Source organism: Chitinophagales bacterium, from assembly GCA_040877935.1.
Classification (GTDB): domain Bacteria; phylum Bacteroidota; class Bacteroidia; order Chitinophagales; family CAIOSU01; genus JBBDNB01.
Map to the genome: position 1 here is coordinate 15,033 of JBBDNB010000014.1, position 18,336 is coordinate 33,368.

The 18,336-nt window shown below is 39.7% G+C and carries 11 protein-coding genes; 6 read left to right on the forward strand and 5 right to left on the reverse strand.

Annotated features, from left to right (window positions below; translation table 11 throughout):
• Window positions 1-169: 169 nt before the first annotated feature.
• Together WD048_03560 and WD048_03565 are read right to left on the reverse strand one after the other, a co-directional pair.
• Window positions 170-4,051 (reverse strand): PKD domain-containing protein, encoded by a 3,882-nt coding sequence (locus WD048_03560; GenBank protein MEX0811268.1) that lies wholly within the window; start codon window positions 4,049-4,051, stop codon window positions 170-172.
• A 138-nt stretch (window positions 4,052-4,189) separates the two neighbouring features.
• Window positions 4,190-5,278, reverse strand: a complete 1,089-nt coding sequence (locus tag WD048_03565) for a T9SS type A sorting domain-containing protein (protein ID MEX0811269.1) — start codon at window positions 5,276-5,278, stop codon at window positions 4,190-4,192.
• Window positions 5,279-5,568: 290 nt separating this feature from the next.
• Here WD048_03565 and WD048_03570 point away from each other — a divergent pair, with 290 nt between their 5' ends.
• From WD048_03570 to WD048_03580, 3 genes are all read left to right on the forward strand, one after another.
• Complete coding sequence (locus tag WD048_03570) at window positions 5,569-6,984, forward strand: hypothetical protein (GenBank protein MEX0811270.1); 1,416 nt, start codon at window positions 5,569-5,571, stop codon at window positions 6,982-6,984.
• A gap of 134 nt (window positions 6,985-7,118) precedes the next feature.
• Complete coding sequence (gene hemB, locus WD048_03575) at window positions 7,119-8,096, forward strand: porphobilinogen synthase (protein MEX0811271.1); 978 nt, start codon at window positions 7,119-7,121, stop codon at window positions 8,094-8,096.
• Window positions 8,097-8,224: 128 nt separating this feature from the next.
• Window positions 8,225-8,851 carry a hypothetical protein gene (locus WD048_03580; GenBank protein MEX0811272.1) on the forward strand — a complete coding sequence of 209 codons (627 nt, stop codon included), beginning with the start codon at window positions 8,225-8,227 and terminating at the stop codon, window positions 8,849-8,851.
• 384 nt (window positions 8,852-9,235) lie between these two features.
• Here the strand turns inward: WD048_03580 and WD048_03585 are convergent, their stop codons facing one another.
• Together WD048_03585 and WD048_03590 are read right to left on the reverse strand one after the other, a co-directional pair.
• Window positions 9,236-9,553 carry a DUF1016 N-terminal domain-containing protein gene (locus WD048_03585; protein ID MEX0811273.1) on the reverse strand — a complete coding sequence of 106 codons (318 nt, stop codon included), beginning with the start codon at window positions 9,551-9,553 and terminating at the stop codon, window positions 9,236-9,238.
• Between the two features lie 164 nt (window positions 9,554-9,717).
• Window positions 9,718-11,079, reverse strand: coding sequence for a WS/DGAT domain-containing protein (locus WD048_03590; GenBank protein ID MEX0811274.1), 1,362 nt, complete (start codon window positions 11,077-11,079; stop codon window positions 9,718-9,720).
• A gap of 172 nt (window positions 11,080-11,251) precedes the next feature.
• On the opposite strand from WD048_03590, the gene WD048_03595 reads away from it, so the two are divergent.
• Complete coding sequence (locus WD048_03595) at window positions 11,252-12,121, forward strand: lysophospholipid acyltransferase family protein (GenBank protein MEX0811275.1); 870 nt, start codon at window positions 11,252-11,254, stop codon at window positions 12,119-12,121.
• 7 nt (window positions 12,122-12,128) lie between these two features.
• On the opposite strand, the gene WD048_03600 is transcribed toward WD048_03595, so the two are convergent.
• The gene (locus tag WD048_03600) at window positions 12,129-13,511 is read right to left on the reverse strand and encodes a hypothetical protein (protein ID MEX0811276.1); all 1,383 of its coding nucleotides are present in this window, start codon (window positions 13,509-13,511) and stop codon (window positions 12,129-12,131) included.
• 249 nt (window positions 13,512-13,760) lie between these two features.
• Here WD048_03600 and lon point away from each other — a divergent pair, with 249 nt between their 5' ends.
• Together lon and WD048_03610 are read left to right on the forward strand one after the other, a co-directional pair.
• Window positions 13,761-16,163, forward strand: a complete 2,403-nt coding sequence (lon, locus tag WD048_03605; GenBank protein MEX0811277.1) for an endopeptidase La — start codon at window positions 13,761-13,763, stop codon at window positions 16,161-16,163.
• A gap of 730 nt (window positions 16,164-16,893) precedes the next feature.
• On the forward strand, window positions 16,894-18,081 hold the full coding sequence (locus WD048_03610) for an acyl-CoA dehydrogenase family protein (protein MEX0811278.1): 1,188 nt from the start codon (window positions 16,894-16,896) through the stop codon (window positions 18,079-18,081).
• Window positions 18,082-18,336: the final 255 nt, after the last annotated feature.

Sequence of the window (18,336 nt, forward strand, 5' to 3'; positions counted from 1 at the left end):
GCCAAAATTACATAAGGGAAATTCCAAGATTGCATAAAACTATTTTTTAAACACAGCAATAAAATGAGGTATTCAATCTGTTAAGTATATGTGATAAACCCAATCAAGCACCAACAACAGGCAGACATTTTTATTTTCATAAGAGTGGGGAAATTACCTGAATCAATCATTAAAATTTCTCCAACTTGAATGACCTTGCATCATCTCCATTGGTTATTCTCATCAAATAAACTCCTTGTGGAAATTGAGATAAATCGAATTGAATTATCTGAGAGCCGACATTGCCTTCCAATGCATCCTCAATGATTGTTTTTCCTGTTATGTCGCTGATTGTCATATGCAATTTCTCAAACCTTTCAAGTGTTAAATCTATCATAACCAAATCATAAACCGGATTTGGATAGACCTTTATTGAGCTAATGTTTGTGCCAGATGATTTTACACTACTGATTACTTGTGTTGACTCTATAATCAGGGCAAGATCCTCAACAGTCTTGTTTTCTTCGCTGACAGTAACGATGACAGGATCAGTGGGTTTTCCTAATACCTCAGCATAAACTTTGTATGTCCCGTAAGCTACATTTGAAAAAGTGAATTTTCCATCTGCATCAGAATAAGTATATTGTACTGGGTTATCAAACATATCTAAAAGCAATACAGGCACATCTTCAACTGGATCGCCCGGTCCCTGCATCTTGTTTGCGCCTTGACTTACAAAACCGCCTACGAAACCCGGACCGCCCGGATTATTTGCACCAATCAGCCAGGTATCAATTTGCTGAAGGTTTTGGGTCAATAAAACCGGGATGGCATAACTCCAGAATAATGAGTTGCCATAATAGGTAGGGACATAATTGTTGTAATCGGTTGCCCCCTGATCTAAAGCGGCTTTCACCAAATATTTACCCACGGGCACATTGCAAAACTCGTAGCTTCCGTTAGAACCGGTATTAGTTGTTTGAACTTGAGTAAGCGTTCCAAGTGCTGTGTCATTATAAATAAGATATACCGATGCTGGATAAGCAGGATTGTTTGCTCCTCCTTTGGATATTTCTCCAGACAAGCAATAATTTAACTGAGTACCTGTGCTTATCAGAATTGAATGACAAATATTATCAGTGCATCCGCTGGTGTCAATGATAGTGAGACATGCCTGATAAGTACCATTCTGACCGTAGGTATGCGATGGATTTTGCTGGGTGGATGTAGTGTTATCTCCAAAAGTCCAGAAAGAGGAGGTGTAATTGGTGGAAGTATTATTAAATGTTACATTATTGTTGTTGACAGTGTAGGTAAAAGAAGCACTACAGGAATCGATCCCTGCTACTGTAATAGCAGTACATAGTGTGTCCGAACATCCTAAGGAATCCGCAACGCTAAGGCAAACATTATAAGTTCCGGGCTGTGCAAAGGAATATGTGGGGTTTCGTACTGTATCACTTGTGCCGTCTCCAAAATCCCAAAAGTAAGTAAGGGGATTGTTGCCCAATGATGTGTTTGTAAAAGTGTAAACATTCACAGAGTCAGTATATGTATAGGATGCATTGCAAAAATGGTTACTTGCTACAGTAATAGCAGTACATAGCGTATCAATACATCCCTGGGAATCCGAAGCAATAAGACACACATTATAAATACCAGATTGAGCAAACGAATGAATTGGGTTTTGTACTGTATCACTTGTACCATCTCCAAAATCCCAAAGGTAAGTAAGGGGGTTGTTGCCAGATGAAGTGTTTGTAAAAGTGTAAACATTTAAAGAGTCGGTGTATGTATAAGTGGCATTGCAATTCTTGTCTCCCCAAAACTTTACGAGAAAGGCATCATTGGTACCCCCACCAAATGTATCCTGATGACCACCGTAAGCAATATTTGAAGTGGATAAACTATAACCTGCCAAATAGATATTATCATCCAAATCAAGGGCAACCGTATTGCCCCTATCTTCAACACTACCACCATAATAGGTAGCCCATTGGCGCATCCCATTGCTGTTAAATTTTACGAGAAAGGCATCAAAGTTCCCTCCACCAAATGAATTCTGGTATCCAATTGAGGCGATACCTGAAGTAGAACGTGAGCTACCCATTAGGTAAATATTGCCATAAGTGTCGGTAGCAACTGAACTGGCAAAATCTAAATTGCTACCGCCATAATATGTAGCCCATTGACGTACTCCACTGCTGTTGAATTTTACAAGAAAGCCATCATATGATCCTCCACCATGAGTATATTGATGCCCACCATAGGCAATACTATAATTAATGGGGGGGGCTGCGGGTCCCGCTATGTATACATTACCATTGGCATCAGTGGCAACCGAAGAGGCATACTCATTAGCATTTTCGCCATAATATGTAGCCCACAGGCGAACTCCGTTGCTGTTGAATTTTACAAGAAAGGCATCGCTATAAGCAGCAGGACTTCCTATTCCTGCAAATAGATTCTGGTGGCCATTATATGCGATACTGTCGTAGGATTCTGTTTCACCCGCCATATAAATATTGCCATTGGCATCAGTTGCAACGGAATAGCCTATATCTTCATCCGGTCCGCCATAATAAGTTGCCCATTGACGTACTCCATTGCTGTTGAATTTCACAAGAAAGGCATCAGAGTTTCCTACAAAATTTCCCCCAATTGTATCTTGATGCCCACTGGAAGCAATATTTGAAGCGGAATTAGTATAACCCGCCAAATAAACATTGCCGTTCGCATCGGTGGCAACCGACTCTCCCCTATCAGACATAGTCCCCCCATAATAAGTTGCCCATTGACGCACTCCATTGCCGTTGAACTTCACAAGAAAGGCATCAGGTTTAGGGGGAGAGATGTAATCCCCTAATGTATCTTGATGCCCCCCGAATGCAATATTTGAAGTTGAATAAGTATAACCCGCCAAATAGACATTGCCATTCACATCGGTGGCAACAGAATTGCCATCTTCTACCTCACTTCCTCCATAATAAGTTGCCCATTGGCGTACTCCATTACTGTTGAATTTAACGAGATATGCATCTGAGCTTCCTGAATAAGTATTTTGATGTCCACCGGAAGCAATATTTGAAGTGGATAAAGCATAACCAGCCAAATAGACATTGTCATTCGCATCGGTAGTAACTAAAGATCCTATATCCTCATCGCTTCCCCCATAATATGTTCCCCATTTCAATATTGGGTCAATAATAAGTGATGTGTTTGGGGTAAGCTTGGCGTTTGGTTCGAAGCCAAATAAATTTTGATCCAACTGTGCATATTTTACTTTTACTTCTTGTTCAATACCATCAATAAGTTGGTAACTGTAGGGAATGCTTTCTTGTAGTTTTCCATGAGCTGTAGTGAGGGCAAGAGCATCCATGCCCTTTTTGTTATCACAATTACTATTACCAAGCGTAATCCCATCAGCACCTTTATATCTTAGCTTTATATTTTTGTAGTCTCCTCCGGGGTGCACAATGAAATTGTATTTCACAAACTCCCCTTTTGTCAATTCATCTGTGGCAGCCACAGAGAATTCCAGGTCAATATTTGGGTAAATGTCCTTGTAAAGCACTTTGTCGTAATGGTGAACACGGGTAGCCCCATCTTCAAGCGTAATAGAGTTGTAGTAGTTGATATAGTCGGGAGCGGGGTTGAGGGCAACAAGCTGTGCCTTGGGGTTGCTACCTACCAGTTCTATATCAATTCGCTGGGTATGGATATCGTATTTCTTTGGCTGTTTCTCTACCAAACCTTCAAGGTTTTCGAAACCTTGAAGGTTTCCTTCCAGCCCATCTTCCCAGCCCGTAGCTTCTGAAAAGCGTCTTTCTTTTTCCTCATACTTCACCACCTCATAGCTGAACCCCTGCTGGCGGAGGTGTACCTGCACCCCATTTCCAGGGAAAAGATATTTTACATCAGGATTGGAATTGTTGCCCTGATCCATTATCTGTCCTTTGTTTTCAATAAATCCATACTGCGTTCCATTGGAAAACTCAGAAACCTGATTCTGTGCTACAGAATGGATAGAAAAAGCAAATGTCAAAAGCGTAATTATTTGTAATGTTTTCATAATTGACAATTTTTTAAATTACAGTTTAAGTTCTAATAGGTGGATGTCTAATATTTTTTTGCAATCACAAGATGAAATTCACCAATTCATTTTTCTTATTTAAATACACTTTTTACTGTTTATCAGAAAAACCACTCATTATTTTATTAAAATTTTCCTTTGCAACAGGCCTTTATCAGTTGTTATTCTCATCAAATAAATTCCAGGTTTCAGGCTGGAAACATTCAACATAATGATTTGAGCAGTTTCACCACTCCATTTTGTCATTGTCATTCCTTTTATATCAAACAATTCTATTTGCTCTACTTTGTGCTTGCCGTGATTGTCAATAAACAACCTGTCGCTTGCAGGAATAGGATAGATACTAAATTGGGAAGCGAGGTGTTTTTCAAGTACAACAGTTGATATCTTTGTATTGGCCGTGTCTCCTCTCGCAGGAATTTCCTGCATTGTATAATTAAGCATTTTTATTTTCTGAATATTTAGAGCATTTGCAACATCTAAAAAAGATTTGCCGATGATATTGTCCTCAATCACAAATGAAATTATGCCGACTGCTATGGTTCCGCCCGCATTTTTGTTATTGGTTCTTGAAACAGCAAACTCAATGTATCCGCTGTCTGGATAATTCATTTGTACATGCACCGGCTGCCTTCCACCTCCTCCAAACTGAGGATGAGGCATGGCAGTTACACTTGATTGTTTAACCAGGGAGGTATCATAATCAAAAGTAAAAGCTACACCATAGATTGAATCATCAGTGCTCTGATTGAGAATGATTGTTACAGAAACGGTATCGCCCTGGAGCCATGTACTGCCGTTTGTATTTATTTCAAGTTGTGGATTGCCGGAGCTGCCCTGTAGGTAATTCAAACCGGTGAAATTGCTGTTGACCAGGCCGTAATTATTTTCTATTCCTGCAAAATCTTCAATGTTAACAATTCCGTTGCCGCTACAATCAGAATATCCCAAATTTAATCCATCGGGCAAGGTATCATTCCAGCCAAAAACAAACTGCTGCTGCCAAAGAATGGAAGCCGAATCACGCGCATATCCCTGTTTGCCAAATCCTCTTCCTACATTGAGTAAATCCAGGTGATTGACAATGCCGTCATTATTGGCATCACCAGGCCAGACTTCAATAGGCTGCGCAAAAGAAAACTTGCCATACAGGGTTATTGTAAGAATAACCATAAGGTAGGGCAATGACTTGTTCAGCTTTTTCATTTTCAGTTATTTATCGAAATTAGTAATCTGGCGTTGCATCAATGGTTTTTGTGCTTTTATGAAATACAGTACTAAAATTAATAATTGAAAGGCAATGTCATAAGAACATTTTACCTGTTTTATCAGAAAAAATGGAACATAATATTTGTTGCAATAATGATGAAATATAATTCAAGCATTTAAAAATCAATGCCTTAGAAGTGATGTTTCTTAAAATGTCAATTCTGATTTATCATTTTTTTTGATATCCGCTGACCTTCTCATTTCCTTTGAAAATACTAATTTTAAGCATGCAAAACAGTAAACTCATTCAGTTATTGAAGACTTTCAGCACAATGGAGCTGCGTGAATATGGCAAATGGATTGAATCGCCTTTCTTCAACAGGAATAAAGAACTTATTTCACTGTACAAATATCTGCGAAAACATGCCCCTGATTTTCCTTCAAAAAAAATTGAACGTGAAACTGTTTATAAGTTGCTATTTGGCAAAAAGGCATTTGATGAAAAGCGTTTCAATCACTTGGTAAGTTTACTGTTGAAATCTGTAGAGCAGTACATCAGCTACAATCAATATGCTGCTAATCCGATTCTTAAAAATATTCATTTGCTTAATTCTTATAAGGATCGGGGCTTGAGCAAGCATTTCAACTATATCTATGACCAAACAAAAGCGAAGCTTGACAGTTATCCCCATCGCAATCTTGATTTTTATTATTTGCAATATCTACTTTCTGAAACAGACAACATGAATTTTCTGAGACAGAAAATCAGAAAATATGATGTACGTCTGCAGAAAGCCGCAGATTATTTTGATTTATATCTTGTCGCAAACAAGTTGAGATATTTCTGTGAAATGACCGATAGAAAAATGTCTCTTGCTGCTGATTACAAGCTGAACATGGATGAGGAAATTGAAACTTATGTTTCAAGGCAGGAACTGTCTGCTCATCCGGGAATTAAGGCATACCTGCTTATTCTCCAAATGCTCAAAAACCCGGATGAAGCTAAACATTTTCACCAGCTTAAGAAGCTCATAAAGAACAATGACAATACCTTTCCAAAAAATGAACTTCAGGAGTTGTATTTCTATACAATCAATTACTGCATCAGGAAAGTGAATAATGGTGAGCAGGAATTTTGGAAAGAGATTTTCAAAATATATAAGGAGGCACTTAAATCGGAACTATTGCTTGAAGACAAACAACTTTCTCCGTGGACATATAAGAACATGGTTGCCGTTGCACTCCGCTTGAATGAGTTTGAATGGTCTGAAAAATTCATTCACAAATACAATGCATTTTTAGCAGAAGAGTTTCGAAATAATGCACTCTATTATAACCTTGCCGAACTATATTATTACCAGCATGACTTTGATAAAGCAATGAGCTATCTCAACAAGGTTGAATTCTCTGATATTTACTACTCCTTTGACACAAAGAAAATGATGGTGAAGATATTTTTTGAAAAAGACGAGATAGATGCCTTACTTTCCCTCATCACCTCTTTCAGAGTATTCATCAAACGCAACCAATCCGTTTCTGATACAAATAAGCAGGCTTATGAAAATTTCATTTCAGTCATTAACCAATTCCTGAAATATCGTCAGAAAGACACTGCGCCTGAACTTCTTGAAAACATACAAAACCTGAAGCCACTTGCAGACAGAAACTGGTTGTTAGAGCAGTACCGGAAAAGATGGAAATAAATCCTCTAACCTGCCGCAAATTTGCAGCTTATCTGTTTACAGCGCCTATGCGCCTGTGAGTCCTCAGCAAGCATTTTACGATTTTTGATTTGCAATCCATTATTTCCGTTAAATTCGCAATGTAAACCACAACTATGTCATATCCCCAAAAAAGAAACCGCAGACTGAGAAAATCCCCAGCCATTAGAAGTATGGTGCAGGAAAACCGCTTGCATCCCTCGGATTTTATTGCGCCCATTTTTATAATGGAAGGCAAGGACAAAAAAGAGGAAATTGCTTCCATGCCGGGCTATTTTCGTTATAGCCTGGATGAATTGGGAGGAGAGCTGAAAGAACTGCAAGAATTGGGTGTTCAGAGTGTTTTGCTTTTTGCAAAAGTCCCCGATGAAAAGAAGGACAATAAGGGCACGGAAGCTCTGAATGAAAAAGGATTGATGCAAGAGAGCATTCGCTTTATCAAAAAGGAATTCCCCGATTTTTACGTAATGAGCGATGTGGCCTTGGATCCTTATTCCAGCTATGGGCACGATGGCATAGTGGAAGATGGGCAAATACTAAATGATGCCAGTGTAGAAGTGCTGGCACAAATAGCATTGAGTCATGCGCGAGCTGGCGTAGATATGGTGGCACCTTCCGATATGATGGATGGAAGAATAGGGGCAATTCGAAATTTGCTGGAGAAAAATGCTTTTCACGATACGGGAATTCTTTCCTACAGTGCCAAATATGCCTCGGCATTTTACGGGCCTTTCCGGGATGCACTGGATTCTGCTCCTGGCTTTGGCGATAAAAAGACCTATCAAATGGATGCAGCAAATGCTGCGGAAGCATTGGAAGAAACCCGTCTGGATATTGAACAAGGCGCGGATATTGTAATGGTGAAGCCCGCACTGGCCTATCTTGATATTATTCGTGATGTAAAGCAGCAATTTAATGTGCCGGTGGCTTGCTACAATGTAAGCGGAGAATACGCCATGATCAAAGCGGCAGCCGAAAAAGGATGGCTGAAAGAGGAGGAAGTAATGATGGAAAGCCTACTGGCCATGAAAAGGGCGGGAGCTGATTTAATTGCTACTTACTTTGTAAAGGATGCTTGTAGGTTGTTGGGGTAGTTTTTAAAATTCTTTCCTAAATCCTTATTCGTTATTCTTATTTTTGAAAAAAATAAAGTGTAAATCTCTATTTGGTGATTTAGTTTCTAAATCAGATACACTTTATCTTATTAATTTGAATATACTTCATGGGGTTTATAAACTTTACAATCGATCTTGGAAATCTTTGGAATCTTATTTCTGCAATTGCTTCAGTTGTAATGGCAATTATCGCAGTTTTAGCATATCTCAAATGGAAAGAACAAGCGGTATACATTGAAAAATGGAAACTCAAACTAGATACACTAAAACTTCTAAAGAAATTTAAGAGAGAGTGGGGTTTACTGATTAACGAGCAAAGTAAAGCATACGGCTACGGATTAACGGACATAAGATTTGTTAATTCTTCAATTCCAGAGTTAAGAAAAATTATTAAAGAGCTTAGCAGTCAGTGGGATAAAATAACAATGTTTAAAGAAGAGCTTAATGAATTTTTCAATATCGAAGAAAAATACAGACTTAATGAAATAGAAAATTACCTTATTCTTATAGACTCAAAATGTTTTGACTTCAGTGAGTGGCATTATAAAATCAATAAGGATTTAGAATTAACACAAGCAAAAGATATATCAGAATATTACAAAGAATTGGGTGAGAGTTTTTTCTATAAACCAGAAGAAACTAATACAGAGAACCGTCCTAATCCTAACAATATTAAAATAAAAGTTGATGAGATTTTGGAAAGTTACATTAACATATTAAACCATAACAAATAGAAACCTCTCTGCTAGTGCGAGCTTTCAGCCCGTTCCTTCAAACCCAACAGACCTGCTAAGTTTTGAAAACTTGCTATGTCTTCATTTTCTCAACTCCTTAATGGTTTAAAATATTGGTGGCTTGGTGGGAATAATTAGCCCTACTGGCGCGCATTTGTAGCCTTGGCATTGCGTATAGCGAATGCGTGCCCCGCACCAGGGGTGTTTATTTCAAATACCTCTTCACAGCCCTTTCCAATTCTCCACTGGCGCGCATTTTGCAGCAAGGCCTATAGCGTAGCGAATGCGTGCCCGCACCATTAGGCTAGTACTAAGGGATTGTAAAATGTTATTTACTAGATTAGAATATGCACTCGTTCGCTAAGTTAAAATTGCTCCTGCGGCTCAAACGCAAGTAGGAAGAAGGTTTTCAAATTTTTGGGACACTGTCCCAAAAATTTGCGGATAAGTGCTGTAAAACTGACGGCATCGAGATAGTTCAGGAGCAGTAAGCCCTTTGATTGAGAGTTTTTTGGCTAAATCTTTTAAAAGTTTACTGCCATAGATCGATCTGTCTTTTCCATTTTGTTCAAATTCTACTATGTAATGACCAATCAGCCAATTGCGGATGGTCAAAGCCTGATTTACAGCACTAGCAGCATTGTACTGAAGCTGGCTATGAACAGTTTCAATTGTTGATATAAGTTCTTTGAAATTCTTCATTTAAACAGTGCAGGTTTCAATCTAGCTTTTCTAAACCCCTCGATTTCGAGGGGTTAAAGTGTTCAAATTCGACTACTCTTCACTGGCGCGCATTTTGCAGCAAAGCCTGAAGCATAGCGAATGCGTGCCCGCACCAAGATTGCAAACGGTCGAGAGTGGGGTATTCATTTCAAATACCTCTTCACAGCCCTATCCAATTCCCCTTCAAAAGCTTTGATTAAATAGTCCGGATCATCGGCCATGTTTTGGTCTATGACCATACCGCAGCTAACTTTTCCATTGTAGCTGATCAGGCTGAGTCCTGCGCCCAAAACGGCTGTATGTGGAATCCAGCAGTAGATATCCTCGATTTTTTGTCCGGCAAAATACACCGGCTTTGGCGGTCCCGGCACATTGGTAATTGAAGCAGATATTTTGGTGGAGATAAATTTCAGGAAAGCATTTTTGGCTATTTTGGGTAGATAGTCGGCAGCATTTTCCATCAACTTGCTCAACAGAAAAGGTTCCGGTGATTTTTTCAGCAGGGTAGTCTTCTCATTGATAAATTGGAGTCTTTTCAGGAATGTGCTCAGGTGAATGGGCAGTTCCAGCGAAATCATACCAATTTCATTGTGCAGTTTTACGTCATCCGTTTTGTTGCGCAGGTTTACGGGAATTACAATGCGCATGCCTTTTTCTACTGCTTGCTTGTGTTTTAGCAGGTGCTTGCGCACTGCCCCGGCCATTAGTGCCAGCAATACATCATTCACCGATGCATCATATTTTTTGCCCAGGTTTTTTATGTCAGTTAGCTCAAATGGTTGGGACCAGGCCGCAAGTTTGTTTTCACTGAATGCACCTTTGTAAAAGCTGCCGCTTACATCATCTTCTGTTAAAATGTTGGAAGTATCTTTAGCCACTTCATAGGATTGCATCAATCTTTCCCTTATGTTTTCTGGATGTTGCCACAGGTTTTTGGCTTCGTTCAGCACTGCTTCGCTATTGTGTAAAAACTTTTGGAAATCCTTAACAATAGGCAGGTTGTTAAAGGAAAATCTTTTTCTTCTCCGAGACAGCTCAAGAGATGCTTTTGCAGAACTTCCCGTAAGTGAAAAAAGCACATTGATCAATGCCGCACCATCGGCAATGGCGTGGTGCAAGCGAAACACAATAGCCGAACCGCCCTGGTGATATTCATAAATCCGGGCATCCCACAATGGCGCTTCTGTATCGAGCGCACGGCTCATTAGCTCACTTACTTCCCTTTGCAGGAATTTATAACCCTGTCCTTTATTCAGGCGGATAAATTGTACGTGATTTTCAATTTTAAAATCCTTGATTTTTCGCCAGTGCGGCAGGTTTTTCTTGAGAACAATACAGGAAGTAAAGCGCTCATAGTCCATTAAGCAGTTTCCTATAACCTCAAGTGACTTTTTGCGGTTGAGCCGTTTTTTAAAAGTCATCATGCCACATATGGAATTGGGATTTACCGGATCATCGGCATCCCACATGATGCGGTCTATTTTCTTTAGGGGTTTTATGGACATTGATAACTTGATTTTATTTATTTTTTAAAGATACCAATTTGATGCTGTACATAAAGTGTGTTGCGGCTATTAATTCAGATATAAATCTTTACTTTCTGGAAAAATAGCTCAAAATATCGATTCTTAATCAGGCTTCAATTATCAAATTGATTTCAAAAAGTATCTTTGCAGGATGATGCCCATTGTATATTATCTGCTCATAAGGCCGTTGTCCTTTTTGCCGGCTCCGGTTTTGTATTTTATTTCCACACTGACCTATTTTTTGGTTTACCGGGCAGTAGGCTATCGCAAAAAAGTTGTTTTCAGCAATCTGAAAAATGCTTTTCCCGACAAATCGGATATGGAAATCGAACGCATTGCCCGCTTGTTTTACCGCCACCTCTGCGATTTGATTGTAGAATCCATAATGATGTTCCAGATGTCAGAAGCTGAAGCTATTAAAAGGTTCAAAGTTGCCAATCCTCAATTGCTGGACAATTATTTTCAACAAGGTAAAAGTGTGGTTATTGTCAGTGCGCACTACAACAACTGGGAGTATGCAGCACTATCGCCCGAACCGCAATTGTTGCATAAGGTAATTGGCATTTATACCCCGCTGAAGAATAAATTTATGGACAACAAGATCAAGGAATCCAGGCAGCGTTTTGGTTCTATATTTTTGGCCAAAAAAGCAGTAAAAAAATATTTTGCTGAAAACAAGGATAAATTGATTGCACCATTATTTGCTGCTGATCAATCTCCCGGAAACCCCGACAACGCTTACTGGACTAAATTTTTAAATCAAGACACAGCTGTGGTTTTCGGCCCTGAAAAGTTTGCCCGAATATACAATTACCCCGTAGTATTTGCTTATATCAAAAAAGTAAAACGGGGCTATTATGAAGCTACTGTTGAGTTGATAGATGAAAATCCCGCTGAAGCTGAACACGGGGAGATTACGGAAAAACACACCCGTTTGCTCGAAAAAGAAATACTTGAACAACCTGAATACTGGCTCTGGTCGCATCGCAGGTGGAAACACAAAAAGCCGGAAAACAGCTGATCTAAAATCAGTGTTTTTCCAATTGCATCAATATCCAATTATCGCGCAGCAATAATGTATCGCTCTTATAAACTGACAGAATAGCAGAGGGCGTATAGAGTTGATAAGGATCCTTTTGCCTGATCCAAATGAATATTCCTTTGTCTGGCAAACTATCGGCCTTTAAAAAATAAATGTCTTTGGGCCAGATCATTGCTTCTTTATTGCACAAATAATTCAACCCATAAGCATCGTTGCTAATGAGCAACTTATCTTCATAAGTGGCAATATCAGTACAGAGCTTTTTGGATTGGGCTTCCTGCCACAAGCCCCGGTTGTATTTTCCAAAATCTCCATTGATTTGCTGCAATAACAATTTACCGCCTCTTATTACCGAATAGCTACACCACAACAGCAATATTGCAAGAAATACATGCTTTTTTTGCTGCACTGTTTGTTCTATCAGCAGGAGCATTGCAAATAGAAATGCAGGAACTAATGGAAGCAGAAGTCGCGCATCAGGTGCTTGCATATCAAACAGAAAATAGCTGATGATAATCCCTGCTGCATAAGTCAAATGAGCCAAAATAACATATTGATACGCTCTGATAAGCCATAATGGCAAGATCAGGACAAATGCAGTAGCTAAAACATGTATGAAATAAGGTGATCCTGCCGGAAGAACCCACTTGCCCAGTTCACTGGCAATAGCTTCAGAATTATCAGCAAAATATTCAGCCGGAAACATCCGTGCTCCTGAAATATGCCCGGATTGCAAATAGGTATAAGTCAGCCAAAGTGCTATGGGTGCAATACTGTATAATATTGACTGGGCAAAACTTCTAAAGCCCTTGGCTCTGCTGTAGTTGCGATATAGATAAAGCAATAGCAAAGGCAGGAAAAAGAGCGCTGCATAGCGCAATAGGCTCATCAGTACAAAGAGCAAAATTACCCGCTTTGTATTTTTTTCATCCAGTGCATATAGCCAGAATAAGAACAAAGCCAGGAAGAGCAAATCGCTCCAGAGCATTGGTGCTGTATAAACCAGCGCGAAGTTGAATGCAAATAGAATCAGCAATAGGAGTCGAAGTCCCCGGTTTTTAAGCAATTTGTTTGCCCATAAAATACAGGCCCATAAAGTCAGTACAATACTCAACAAGGGCAGGAGCAGCAGTAATTTTTCTGACAGCAAACTCAAAATACCGATCAAAAAAGGCATTAATGGCGGCCAGTGCACAAATGCGGATCCATCAATATTTTTCATAAATACCTGCTCAGTAAAAGTTTGTGCAGCGTAGCAGTAGGAAACAGCGTCCTCGGATAAGCCAATGCCAAACACAAGCAAGATATAGAGGTATATTCCGCTTATTGCAGTTATTATTATTTTGGAATAGATGTTTTTAATGTTCAAAATTATTAGGAGCTTAGAAGTAACCTTATAATCAGTTTATGTAAAATCATTAATTGAATTTAAGCCGTTTCTTCGATTTTTGATAAAGTACTATTTTACAATTACTGGTTAAAGTTAGAAAAACAAATGAAATCATTTAAAAACACTATGTGTTGAATAAAAGCTTATTGGCATAAAAATTGACAAAGTACTGACTCGGTATTTTCAATTGAAAGTACTGACATTTTGACTATTAAAGCGAGAAGAATAATGTTTGAAGAGATAATGTTTCCATTTGGAGAAGAAGAAGTAGAATTTTTGCCTATGCTGTCTTTAGATGAAGATGAAGATAAAATCAAGGAAGAAATAAATGGTGAGATACCCATTCTTCCTTTGAGAAATACCGTTTTGTTTCCCGGTGTGGTAATACCTATTACAGTAGGAAGAGACCGTTCTATTAAAGCAGTAAAACAAGCGCATAAAGGCAATAAGATACTCGGTGTAATAGCGCAGCGCGATCCGGGAGTAGAAGATCCCGAAAGTAAAGACCTGAGCGAAGTTGGCACAATAGCAAAAATCGTGAAAATGCTAAAAATGCCGGATGGCTCCAGTACGGTGATCATTCAGGGTAAGCAGCGTTTTAAAATTGAGGAAATAAAAAAAGAAGAACCCTATATAGCTGCGAATGTAAAACTAATGGAAGATGAACTGCCCGAACCAAAAGAAAAGGGCAAGTTCAAAGCACTGATATCCTCCTTAAAAGATTTGGCAGGACAGATTGTGAAAAATTCGCCCAATATTCCTTCTGAAGCGGGAATTGTGCTTAAAAATATCGACAGTGCCACATTCTTGATGCACTTTATTTCATCCAATTTGAACAGCAAGTTGAAAGACAAGCAAAGCATTCTGGAGAGCGATAATTTAATGCAGCGGGCTGAATTGGTTTTGGAACACCTGAACAGTGAGTTTCAAATGCTCGAGCTTAAAAACAAGATACAGAGCAAAGTAAAAACCGACCTGGAAAAACAACAGAAAGATTTTTTCCTGCAACAACAACTCAAAACAATTCAGGAAGAACTGGGCAGGGACGGAGAGAGCCCTGAAATTAAAAAGCTCAAGAAAAAGGCCCTGAAAATGAAATGGGGCCCTAAAATAAAAGAGCATTTTGAAAAAGAAGTGGAAAAATTGCAGCGCGTCAATCAGGCCGCAGCGGAATATTCCATCAATCTTAATTACCTCGAATTGCTGCTCGATTTGCCCTGGGGGGAATTTACAAAAGATGACCTCGATCTTAAAAAGGCCAAAACCATATTGGATAAAGACCATTATGGTCTTGACAAGATCAAGGAAAGAATACTGGAATACCTTGCAGTTCTTAAACTCAAGGGAGATATGAAATCGCCCATACTTTGTTTTGTTGGCCCTCCCGGAGTGGGGAAAACTTCTTTGGGACGCTCAATTGCACGTGCCATAAACCGAAAATACATACGTATGTCTTTGGGTGGTTTGCACGATGAATCTGAAATTCGCGGGCACCGCAAAACATATATTGGTGCTATGCCAGGCAGGGTAGTTCAGTCTCTGAAAAAAGTAAAATCTTCTAATCCTGTTTTTATACTGGATGAAATAGACAAAGTGGGGAAAGATTTCAGAGGAGATCCTAGTTCAGCATTATTAGAAGTACTGGATCCGGAGCAAAACCACAGCTTTTATGACAATTATTTAGAGTTGGAATACGATCTGTCAAATGTGATGTTTATTGCTACAGCCAATTCAATAGGAAGTATTCAGCCGGCATTGCGCGACAGGATGGAGGTCATACAGCTCAGCGGATATTCGGTAGAAGAAAAAGTGCAGATCGCTAAAAAACATCTGATTCCTCGTTTGCGTCAGGATCATGGTTTGAAAGCTACCGATATTCAACTTAGTCCCGGATTGATTTCTACGATTATTGAAAAATACACGCGAGAATCCGGTGTTAGGGAACTTGAGCGGCAACTGGCTTCTGTAATGCGATCAGTGGCACGCAAAATCACATTGGATGAGTCTTATAGTAAACAAGTGAAGCAAGAAGAATTGCATGAATATCTTGGCCCTGAAATTTTTGACAGGAGCATTTACAGTGAAAAACAGCCACCAGGTGTTGCTGTAGGACTTGCTTGGACCCAGGCTGGTGGAGAAATCCTGTTTATTGAGTCTTCACTGAGTAAAGGAAAAGAAACCCTGACACTAACCGGCAACCTTGGAGATGTGATGAAAGAATCTGCAACTACAGCATTGAGCTATATTCGTTCTCATGCCGATGAACTGAATATTGACCCTGAGCGATTCAAGGATACTTCTATCCATATTCACGTACCAGAAGGTGCTATTCCAAAAGATGGCCCCTCTGCTGGTGTGACATTGCTTTCAGCATTGACTTCTGCTTTTACCGGAAAACGCCTAAAACCTTATCTCGCAATGACTGGCGAAATCACACTAAGGGGCAGAGTATTGCCCGTGGGAGGGATAAAGGAAAAAATCCTTGCAGCAAAACGTGCCGGATTAAAAGAGATACTGCTTTGCAAAAGCAATGAAAAACACATCAAGGAAATTGACAAAGATTATCTCAAAGGCCTGAAATTCCACTATGTGGAAAAAATGCAGGAAGTGATTGATAAGGCTTTGGTCTGATAGATTTTTTACTCGATAATCGAGATTTAAACCTGCCCGACTAAGCAGGCGGGTGCTCCGAGGCTTGCCCGCCTGCTTTTATTCGGGCAGGCCTCGTAATCAAAAGTATTTTTTTCAAATAAATGCCTCGTGGGCTTGCCCCGAGGTTGTTTACTCGGATAAAAAGTTTTGAAAACCTTACAAACTGTATTCATTTGTTGCTGAAATATTCAGGTGATTTGCTGGATTTGCCAAAAAATTTATCATTATACAAGCATTTCTCAAAGGGTAAAGACTATGGCATCTCAAAGCCGTACTTGCGCTTCGTCCCAATAATGCAAGGCTAAAAATGCAATAGAAATTTGGTGGAAAAATGCCCGAACTATTTGTGCCAACTTTCACAATATTCCATCTTTTGGGACTTTTGAAAGTTTGAAAACGCCATCTGCCGCAAGATTTTATCTTGTGGCCATTCAACTTCAGCCAGAAAATAATGACTTTGAGAAATGTCTTTCCTGTTTCAGTTATCCGATGACTATAGTACATTAGCTGTACAAATAGAATTGGAACTGCAGAAATTACATAAACACCAGTCATCGGATGACTTTCCTTTTTCTTATTCAAGCTTCTTCTCCCAAAAAAACACACCTAATAAGACTATATTTTTAAGCCAAATGATTTCTAAAAAAGAAATGATAATTTTAGGCTTGATCAATCACAGGTTTAAATAACAGCAAAATCCAAAATAAACATGAACCAAGTTTTCAATCCATTTACAGAGGAGCACGAAATGCTCCGCAAATCCGTAAGACAATTTGTAGAAGAAGAAATGATACCCCATGCTGCGGAATGGGAGGCCAATAAGGAATGTCCGCGCCACATTTTTGAAAAAATGGGCGAACTGGGCTTTTTGGGCGTCAGTTTTCCCGAGGAAGTAGGAGGGAGCGGAATGGATCTTTGGGGTGCTGCCGCTGTATCTGCTGAATTGGCCTATTGCAATATGGGTGGTTTGGCCATGTCATTGTATGCGCATACCTATTTGCCCTTGCCATTGATCAATGCTTTGGGTACCGATGAACAAAAAGAAAAGTTTTTGCGCCCAGCACTTGAGGGCAAGAAAATCGCAGCTTTGGGACTGACAGAGCCCAGTGTGGGTTCCGATCTGGGGAATATTTCCACCAAAGCCGAGGACAAAGGCGATCACTTTCTGCTCAATGGCTCCAAAATGTGGATCACCAATGGCACTATGGCTGATTTTGTTGTGCTTTTGGTGAGAACCGGAGAAAGCTACAACCTCAGCCTTTTGATTTTCGAGACCAATACGGAAGGTTTTCAGGCCATTCCGGTAACAAATAAACTGGGCATGCACAGCAGTGATACCGGTCAGTTGTTTTTTGAAAACTGCAAAGTGCCCAAAGCCAATTTATTGGGCGAAGTGAATATGGGCTTTTACTATGTGATGAACAATATCCAGGAGGAAAGACTGATCGCTGCTGTGATGGGAACCTATGGTGCTGAGTGGGCACTGCAAAAAGCCATGCTCTATTCCAAGGAAAGGGAAGCATTTGGCAAGCAAATTGGTCAATTTCAGGTGATTCGCCACAAAATGGCAAAAATGGCCATTCAGATAGAAGCCTGTCGCTCCATTACTTTTAGGGCGGTTGCTGAATATATAGAAAAAGGCCCGGAAGCCATCAAGATCATTACCATGGCCAAGGCATTTGTATCAGAGGAATCGCAAAAAGTGATCAACGAAGCACTGCAAATTCACGGGGGCTGGGGCTATAATGAGGATTATGGCGTGGCGCGCGCCTTTCGCGACAACCGCCTGATGACCATTGGTGCAGGTACCACGGAAATCATGCACGACATCATCAGCAAATTGATTGTAGAGGATGTACAGCACCGCAGACAGTTTATTAAAGCGAGGACGAGATAATATAGATCGGAATAAACTTGAAACTTAAGTGCAATTGTTTTTGTCATCCATTCTCGGTTTGCAAGTAATTTTAATGGAAAAGTTACGGAGCTCATAAAGCATTTTGAATACCTACCTTTCGATGCCTCAAATACATTTTTTAAGCAGGAATTGTGCAACTAGTAAGACCCCGCTGGGGTCTGCAAAAGTATTTTACTTGGTTTTTATAAACATTGAATGCCTCCGGCATTGCTATCGCTGCATATTCAATTCTGT